The sequence below is a fragment of the Mycobacterium sp. E735 genome (genome assembly GCF_001666955.1).
GTDB lineage: Bacteria > Actinomycetota > Actinomycetes > Mycobacteriales > Mycobacteriaceae > Mycobacterium.
On record NZ_LZIX01000172.1, the window covers coordinates 1 to 8,308 of the forward strand.

Genomic DNA, 8,308 nt, shown 5'->3' on the forward strand with positions numbered 1-8,308 from the left:
GCCTCTGATGCTTGGCGGGCGAGGCGGTGCCATGCACCTCGGCCCCGGCGGCCTTCGCGAACTGGACGGCCGCGATGCCCACGCCGCCGGCCGCGGCATGCACCAGCACCCGTTCGCCGGCGCGCAGCGAGCCGTACCCGTGCAGGGCGGCCCACGCGGTCGCGTAGTTGACCGGGACCGCGGCGCCCTGTTCGAAGCCCATCGCGGCCGTCCAGTTCGCGAAGGCCGCCGGGGCCGAGGTGCATGGCACCGCCTCGCCCGCCAAGCATCAGAGGCTGGCCGAACTGGGGGTGGACCGAGCGATCGATTACCGCCGCGACGGCTGGTGGGAGGGCCTGCAACCGTACGACCTGGTGCTCGATGCGCTGGGTGGCACGTCATTGCGGCGGTCCTATGCGCTGTTGCGACCGGGCGGAAGGCTTGTGGGCTACGGGGTTTCGAATCTGCAGCACGGTGAGAAGCGCTCGCTGCGGGCGGCGGCCCCGCACGCGCTGGCGATGCTGCGCGGGTTCAACCTGATCGACCAACTCTCGGAGTCCAAGGCCGTGATCGGCCTCAACATGCTGAGGCTGTGGGACGACCGCGGCACGCTCGAGCCGTGGATCACCCCGCTGACGGAGGCGCTCGAGGACGGGACCATCGCTCCGATCGTCCACGCGGCGGTGCCCTTCGACGAAGCGCCGGAGGCGCACCGCATTCTCGCGGCGCGCGAGAACGTCGGCAAAGTGGTCCTGGTTCCGTGAGTTTTTAGCGGCGCCGCAGTGGTTATCTATCCTGCATGGCTGTCACCGAATCCCGCGAGGTCGTCATCGAAGCGACACCGGATGAGATCCTGGATGTGCTGTTCGACATCGAATCCCTGCCCGAGTGGTCCTCGGTTCACCAAAAGGTGGAGGTTCTCGAGCGCGACGATCAGGGCCACCCCACCAGGTCGAAGCAGGTGGTCAAGCTCGTCGGGGTCAGCGACGAACAGGAGCTGGCGTACACCGTTCACGACGACGGGGTGAGCTGGACCCTGGTCCGCGCCAAACAGCAACGCGCGCAGGACGGCCGCTACACGCTGACGCCCGACGGTGACTCCACCCGGGTGAGCTTCGATTTGACCGTCGACCTGTTGATGCCGGTGCCCGGGTTCCTGATCAAGCGCGGGTCCAAGAGCCTGATGGACACCGCCACGAAGGGGCTGCGTAAGCGGGTGCTCGACAAGAAGCGCGACTCCTAACGGCGCTCTGGCCCTACCGGACGGCCGCCCCGCGGTCCACACTGTCCCTTATGAAATCGCCGACCCCGCGCGGCCCTCGCAGGATCGCACCGATCATCGGCGGGCTGGCGATCATCGCCGCGCTGGCCGGCTGCGGCGGCCACGGCGACACCCATATGACCGCGCCGTCGACGCCCAAGGTGACGACCCTCGGGCGCACCGTCGCGGCCGCGCCCGCCGGGGCCCCGTTGACCATCAGCAGCCCGGCGTTCGGTGACGGCGCCCCGATCCCCGTGCAGTACACGTGCAAAGGGGCCAACATCGCGCCGCCGCTGACGTGGTCGTCGCCGCTGGGGGCGGCGCTCGTGGTCGACGACCCGGACGCCGTCAACGGGCTGTACGTGCACTGGGTCGTGACCGGCATCGCCCCGGGTCCCGGTAGCACCACCGACGGTCAGACGCCGGCCGGCGCGACCACGCTGCCGAACTCGGCCGGACAGCCCGCGTACAAGGGCCCGTGCCCGCCGGCGGGAACCGGCACGCACCACTACCGGTTCACCCTTTACCAGCTGCCCAACGACTACCAGCTTCCCGGTGGCCTCGCGGGCGTGCAGGCGGCGCAAACGATCGGTGGCGCCGCCACCGCCCAGGCGCAGCTGACCGGAACGTTCGCGGGCTGAGCGTCAGGCCATGTCGTCGAGCGCTTGATAGCCCGCGTTGTAGCCGGGGGTGAACGTGATGCCCGGCCCGCCATGGCATCCCGCGCCGCCGAGGTAGAGACCGTCGATGGGGATCGGGAAGTCGAGGAAGCCCTTGGGGCCCGGCCTGTTCGGGCCCATCAAGTCCGGATGCAGCAGACCGTGGCAGAAGTCGCCGTCGGGCGCGCCGAACATCGTGTTCATGTGGTAGGGCGCGAACGTGATGTGGCGGATCACGATGTCCTTGAAGTTCGGGGCCAGCCGGGTGATCTTGTCGATAACGCGTTGGGCCATCACATTTTTGAGGTGCCCATGCTGATCGCGGCTGACTTCGACCGGGAAGGCGTACGCGTAGGCGCTGGCGGCGTGCTTACCCGGCGGCGCCATGCCCGGATCGTGCACGGACGGTATCTGCATTCCCATCGACGGGTTGTCCGGGACGATGCCCCGGCGGCAGTTCTCCCAGTGCAGCTGTTGTTCTTCTGGATCGCCGAAGATCCCGACCGATTGCTGCATGCCTTCTTCGTTCAAGAACTCATACGGTGCGGCGAACTCGGGCAGTCCGTCGAGGGCGAAGTGGATCTGCACGAACGAGGCCCGGTGATCACGGCCCGACAGCCGCGAGACCAGCTCCGGCGGAACGTGTTCGGAGTCGATGAGCTCGGTCAGCGTGACGTCGGGCGCGAGGTTGGAAACCACGATGGGGGCAGTGATGGTGGAGCCGTCGCGTAACCGCACCCCGGTCACGGCGCCGTGGTCGACGAGTATCTGCTCGACCTTGGCGCGATAGCGGATCTCTCCGCCGTGGGAGACGAACAGCTCACGCAGGTGTTCGGTGAGCGCGCCGATGCCGCCCTTGAGCTTTGTCATCATCGCGGTGGCATCGTCGGGCACGGCCAGCGCGAACGCGAGGCAGGTCGCGCTGCCCGGTGTGTAGGGCCCACGATAGGTGGAGTTCACGGCCAGGAATGCGAGCATCCCCCGCATGACCGCGTGCCTGTCCTTGTCCGGCAGGTAGCGGTCGATGACGTCCATCGCCGACCCGAACAGCATTTCGTGAATTGCCCGGCGCTCCGCGTCGTTGGCCGCGCAGGCATACATCTCGTCGAGGGTCTTGGGTGGCGTGCGGACGTCGAAGCGGCCCAACGCCTTTGCCGGTCCCTGGCTCCACCCGATCAATTCCGCCATGCCGGTGACGGCTTCGATTCCGTGCTTGTCGCCCAGGTGCGTCATCAATTGCATCGGGTCGCGGTAGAAGATCATCGGTTCCTCGCCGTTGTCACCGATGTTGGTGGACATCACCTCCGGCTCCACCGTCGGCAGGGTGTCCAGCCCCAGGTCCTTGGTGATCTGGCTCGCGGTGGGGAACTGCACCGACCCGGCGATCTCGTAGCGGAACCCGTCGATCAGTTCGACGGTGGCCGCCATGCCGCCGGCATAGGTGTTGGCTTCCAGGCACAGGGTGCGCAGGCCCGCGCGCTGCAGCACCGCCGCCGCGGTCAATCCGTTGTGGCCCGCTCCCACGACGATCGCGTCATAGTCCGGCATGGCTTCCTCCCTCGGGTCGGCGCGTGACAACAATATGTCAGTACTGACATAATTGGAAGATGTCAGCACTGACCAGTTCAGGCCGGCTGGGCTACCATCTCGATGGGATGAGCGCGCCGACGAACCGCCACGAGCTACGCCGACGATCGACACACGAGGCGCTGCGCCAGGCGGCCTTGAAAAGCTTTGCCCGCAAGGGGTTTGCCAACGTCACCGTGACCGAGCTGGCCAGGGAAGCGGGCGTCACCGAACGCACCTTCTTTCGCCACTTCCCCACCAAGGAGGCGGTGCTCTTCCAGGACTACGAGACGCAGCTGGAATGGCTGGCGGAAGCGCTCGCCGGCCGCCCCACCTCCGAGTCACTCTTCGATGCCGTGCTGGCGAGCGTCGCGGCTTTCCCGCACGACCTCGAAGTGGTCCGCCAGGCCGCGACGGCCCGTGCGGAGCTGATCAGCGCGGAGCGCATCGCCGGTCATCTGCGCGTCGTGCAGGCGTCGTTCGCGCACGTGCTGACCGACTTCGTCAAGGGCCGCAACCCGGGAGTGGCGAACATCGATCTGCTCGCCGAGGTCACGGGCTCGGCCCTGGCCGCCGCCCTCGTTGTGGCGGTGGAGAATTGGGGCCGCAACGGCTGCACCGGGGAGCTCGGCGAGCTGGTGGCGTCCAGCCTGGATCTCCTGCGGTCGGGTCTGGCGCCGCTCGCGTGATTCGTTGAGTGTGCGCCCACGGTGTCGACACGCCGAGAATCGCCGCCGTGAGCGCACACTCAAACGTCCTGCGCGCTCTCGACGGCGGCCTCGACGAAGCGGCGCAGCACGGCGTTGCGGGCGCGCGGCAGAAACGCCACGGCGACCGGACTCTGCGGGGCCCCGCGCAGCGCGACGAACCGGACGCCCGGGTGGATGTTGCGGCGGACGGCGACGTCGGGGATCACGCCGATGCCGCGATCGGCCGCGACGGACTCGAGCCACTCGTCGAAATTGGCCGTCTCCACGATGGTTTCCGGTCCCTCCCCCGACGGCCACGACCACGGCCCGGTGGTCCCGCTGGCGGTGTTGACGACCAACGGCCACCGCGGGACCTCGGCCCAGTCCAGCTCCGACCGGGACGCCAGCGGCGAATGCACCGAGCACACGGCCACCCGGTTCTCGTCGAACAGGTGCACCACCCGCACGGCGGTCGACGTCACCTGTCCGCGGACCACGGCGACGTCGACCCGGCCCTGCTGCACGGCGCCCAGCGCATCGTCGGTGCGGACCAGCCTGACCGTCGTGCCGGTGGCCCGCTCGAAACGGGCGACCGTCTCCTGCGCCCACGGGTCGGGCAACAACCAGCTGAATCCGAGGCCGATGCTGGCCTGCCGGCGCACGGCGCCGAACGCCCGCTCCAGTTCAGCGAGCACCCGTTCGACATGCTCGAGGAAGGTCCGTCCGGCCCGGGTCGTCTCCACGTGCCGCGAAGTGCGGTCCACGAGCGTCACGCCGAGCGCGTCCTCGAGCTGCCGGATGGTCCGGCTGAGCGCCGGCTGAGTGATGCGCAGTTCGTCGGCGGCCCGGGTGAACGACGCGAGTCGCGCCACCGCCTCAAACGCCCGGAGGTGGCGCAATTCGACTCGGCCACCTTCCATTGCGCCCATGCCCGACAAGCATAGATCGATTACAGCAGGCATTTCACACCCGATCCGGGCGAACCTAACGTCGTAGCCAGGACACAGATCGTAAGGAGCCACCATGCCGCTGCTGTACATCGACCTCATCGCGGGCCGCACGCCATCGGAAATGCGGGCGTTGCTCGACGCGGTGCACGAATCCGTCGTCGAGGCCTTCGGGGTGCCGCCGCGCGACCGTTACCAGGTGGTGCGCAGCCATCCCGCCCACGAAATCATCGCCCTGGACACCGGTCTCGGCATCACCCGGTCGGCGCACCAGGTGATCGTCCACATGGTGAGCCGGCGGCGCACACGGGCGATGAAGGAGAAGTTCTACCAACTGCTGGCCACCCACCTGGCGGAGCGGTGCGGGCTCGACCCGGCCGACCTGATCGTCTCGATCACCGAAAACGGCGACGAAGACTGGTCTTTCGGCCACGGCCGGGCGCAATTTCTCACCGGGGAGCTGACATGAGCCTCGACACCCGACTCACGAAATTCTTCGGCATCCAGCACCCCGTCGTGCTCGCCCCGATGGCGATGATCTCCGGGGGGCGGCTGGCGGCGGCCGTGACGTCGGCCGGCGGCCTCGGCCTGATCGGCGGCGGCTACGGCGACGCGGCATGGCTGCGGCGCGAATTCGACCGCGCCGACGGGGCAACCGTCGGCTGCGGCTTCATCACGTGGAGCCTGGCCGGCGAACCCGCGCTGCTCGACGCGGCCCTGGAGCGCCGGCCCGCCGCGATCATGCTGTCGTTCGGTGAGCTGCAGCCGTTCGCTGAGCGGATTCGCGCCGCCGGCGTCCCGCTGATCGCGCAGGCGCAAACCCTCGACCACGCGCGCCTGGCCCTGGACGCCGGCGCCGATGTCGTGGTGGCCCAGGGCGGCGAGGCGGGCGGGCACGGGATGAGCGCCCGATCCACCTTCACGCTGGTGCCCGACGTCGTCGACCTGGCCGCCGATCGTTCACCCGGCACGCCGGTGCTGGCGGCGGGCGGGGTCACCGACGGGCGGGGCCTGGCCGCCGCGCTCGCGCTCGGCGCCGACGGGGCGCTGGTGGGCACCCGATTCTGGGCGACGCCGGAGGCGCTGGTGTCGCCCCGCGCGCACGAGCGGGCGCTGACGGCCTCCGGTGACGACACCGTTCGCACGCGCGCCTATGACCTTGTGCGACGGCTGGATTGGCCGGCAGAATACAACGCTCGGGCGCTCGGCAACGCGTTCCTCGACACGTGGCACGGCAACCAGGACGGGCTGGCGGCGTCGCTGCAGGAGGCGGTGGCCGACTACGAAAAAGCCGTCGCGGCTGAGGATTTCGATACCGCCGCCATTCTCGTCGGCGAAGGGGTGGGGCTGCTGCGGCAAGTCCGGCCCGCGGCCGACATCGTGGCCGACATGGTCGACCACGCCGCCCGGATCCTCAACCGGCCGGCCTCAGTACAGCGGTGACCAGTCCGACGTCCGCAGCAGGCGGCTTTCCCACTGGTCGCGGTATTTCAGCGCCTCGACCATATAGCTGCCGGGCCGCCGGTGCTCGGGCGCGGTCTCGGCCGTCAGCAGGTGGACCAGCGCGGCATAGTTGTTGAAGTTCTCGATCTTCTGCCACAGCATCGCTTCTCGTCGGCGGTAACTGCCGTGCGCCACCTGAAAGCACGCTTGGATATCGAGGATCCGCATTTCTTTTGGGGCTTTGGACAGCAGCCGGTAATAGATCTCGTCCCACATCCTGATGTAGTCGTCGAGCGCGGCGTCGGGCCAGCCGGTGTCTTCCATGAACAGGCTCAGTTGGTGGGTCGCACCGTCGGTGGGCACCGTCGAGAGGTCGACGGTTTGCAACGGCGACCAATCGACGGGAAGCAGAAGCTTTCCGGTCACCTCGTGGCGCAGCTTGTCCAGTTCGCGCATCCACGGGCGCAGGTCGCCGCTTTGTGTCCTGCGCGCAAGCCTTTCCCAGGCCGCGCCGTCGACGATGCCGGTGATGGTGACAACGTTGTAGGACAGGCCGGAGCCGTGGGCGTGGTTGGTGTACCAGAGCAGCCGCGCGTCGTCCCCCGCGGCCAGGGTGGGCATCCAGCCTTCGCGGTATGCCGCCTCGAATTCGTCCTGCCGCGCGCCGACCACCCGGTGGGTCTCGTGGAGGAACAGCATCGAAACTCCTTGCCTTCAGGGCTGATCGGCGATCAGCGCGGCGAGCTGGCGGCGGCTGACCTTGCCGGTCGAGCTATAGGGGATGTCGTCGACGAGCGCCAGCCGCTCGGGCAGCTTGAAGTAGGCGATCGACTCGCGACAGTGCGATCGCAGGTCTTCCAGGGTCACCGGGGCGCAGGCCACCACCGCAGCTCCCACGCGCTGGCCCAGCTCGTCGTCGGCGATACCGGCGACCGCGACATCCCGCACCGCGGGGTGGGAACGCAGCGCTTCCTCCACCTCGACCGGCCCGAACTTCTCTCCCCCGCGGTTGATGGTGTCGCTGAGCCGTCCGCAGGGGAAGAGGTAGCCGTCGGAGTCCCGGCGGGCGAGGTCACCGGTGCGCAGCCACCCGGCGGTGACGTTCTGGGTGGTGTTCACCCACAGCTCACCGATCGTTCCGACCCCGACGTCATCGCCGGTCTCGGGATCCACGACCCGCACCTCGACCCCGGGCAGCGGACGGCCGACGGATCCCGCGCGGGCGGGGTCGCGGTGGTCGGCGGGCAGCAGCGTCGTGTATGCGCCGAGGGTCTCGGTCTGGCCGAATACGTTGGCGAAGGCCACGTGTGGCAACGCGTCCATCGCCCGGCGCACCAACGCGATGGGCGCGGCGGCGGCCCCGTAGGCGATGGCGACCAAGGACGACAAGTCGGCGTAGGGGAAGCCGGGATGGTCGAGGATGCGCTGCAGCATGGCGGGAACCAGGAACGTGGTGGTCACCCGGTGTTCCGACACCAGGCGTAGCCACTCGCCGGCGTCGAATCGCGGCTGCACGACCGACGTGTTGCCGGAGTAGAGGCTGCCGAGCGTGCCCAGCGAGCCCCCGACGTGGAAGAACGGGACGCACATCATCCCCACCGAGGGTTTGGCGTCCGCCCTGAAGGGTGGCGCCATTCCCCCGATCCGCCTTGCCAACTGCCTGCCGCTGATGCCGACCGCCTTCGGCAATCCCGTTGTTCCGCTGGTGAATAGCACCAGGGCGTCGCGGTCATCGCTGCCGGCGGGCGCTGCCGCATCGGCGCC

9 protein-coding genes and 2 pseudogenes are annotated in these 8,308 nt (G+C 68.9%); 6 read left to right on the plus strand and 5 right to left on the minus strand.

All coding sequences use genetic code 11. The annotated features are described in order from the left end of the window. A pseudogene (locus A5704_RS13380) lies at positions 1-205 on the minus strand (oxidoreductase); the annotation flags it as partial. Between A5704_RS13380 and A5704_RS13385 the strand changes: the two are divergent. The 3 genes and pseudogenes from A5704_RS13385 to A5704_RS13395 form a co-directional block, all read left to right on the plus strand. Beyond that, positions 201-743: pseudogene (locus tag A5704_RS13385) on the plus strand (zinc-binding dehydrogenase); the annotation flags it as partial. The pseudogenes A5704_RS13380 and A5704_RS13385 sit on opposite strands and share 5 nt — an antisense overlap. Before the next feature lie 35 nt (positions 744-778). Next, entirely contained in the window at positions 779-1,222 is a 444-nt protein-coding gene (locus A5704_RS13390) for an SRPBCC family protein (protein ID WP_067760702.1), read from the plus strand. Between the two features lie 50 nt (positions 1,223-1,272). Beyond that, a complete protein-coding gene (locus A5704_RS13395) occupies positions 1,273-1,881 on the plus strand; it encodes a YbhB/YbcL family Raf kinase inhibitor-like protein (protein ID WP_067889389.1) in 609 nt (202 codons plus the stop codon). 3 nt (positions 1,882-1,884) lie between these two features. Here the strand turns inward: A5704_RS13395 and A5704_RS13400 are convergent, their stop codons facing one another. Next, positions 1,885-3,447 (minus strand): NAD(P)/FAD-dependent oxidoreductase, encoded by a 1,563-nt coding sequence (locus A5704_RS13400; protein ID WP_067760709.1) that lies wholly within the window; start codon positions 3,445-3,447, stop codon positions 1,885-1,887. 107 nt (positions 3,448-3,554) lie between these two features. Between A5704_RS13400 and A5704_RS13405 the strand changes: the two genes are divergently transcribed. Continuing rightward, complete coding sequence (locus tag A5704_RS13405; RefSeq protein ID WP_067889393.1) at positions 3,555-4,154, plus strand: TetR/AcrR family transcriptional regulator; 600 nt, start codon at positions 3,555-3,557, stop codon at positions 4,152-4,154. A 59-nt stretch (positions 4,155-4,213) separates the two neighbouring features. On the opposite strand, the gene A5704_RS13410 is transcribed toward A5704_RS13405, so the two are convergent. Beyond that, positions 4,214-5,083: a LysR family transcriptional regulator gene (locus A5704_RS13410; RefSeq protein WP_304442285.1), complete on the minus strand. Its 870-nt coding sequence runs from the start codon at positions 5,081-5,083 to the stop codon at positions 4,214-4,216. Positions 5,084-5,177: 94 nt separating this feature from the next. Here A5704_RS13410 and A5704_RS13415 point away from each other — a divergent pair, with 94 nt between their 5' ends. Next, entirely contained in the window at positions 5,178-5,570 is a 393-nt protein-coding gene (locus A5704_RS13415) for a tautomerase family protein (RefSeq protein ID WP_067760716.1), read from the plus strand. Then, positions 5,567-6,544 (plus strand): nitronate monooxygenase family protein, encoded by a 978-nt coding sequence (locus tag A5704_RS13420; protein WP_067778539.1) that lies wholly within the window; start codon positions 5,567-5,569, stop codon positions 6,542-6,544. The genes A5704_RS13415 and A5704_RS13420 overlap by 4 nt, the downstream gene beginning before the upstream one ends. Here the strand turns inward: A5704_RS13420 and A5704_RS13425 are convergent. Then, complete coding sequence (locus A5704_RS13425) at positions 6,530-7,243, minus strand: hypothetical protein (protein ID WP_067889399.1); 714 nt, start codon at positions 7,241-7,243, stop codon at positions 6,530-6,532. The two genes, A5704_RS13420 and A5704_RS13425, sit on opposite strands and share 15 nt — an antisense overlap. Before the next feature lie 15 nt (positions 7,244-7,258). Beyond that, on the minus strand, positions 7,259-8,308 hold a 1,050-nt coding region (locus A5704_RS13430), incomplete at its 5' end, for a fatty acid--CoA ligase family protein (protein WP_067889402.1).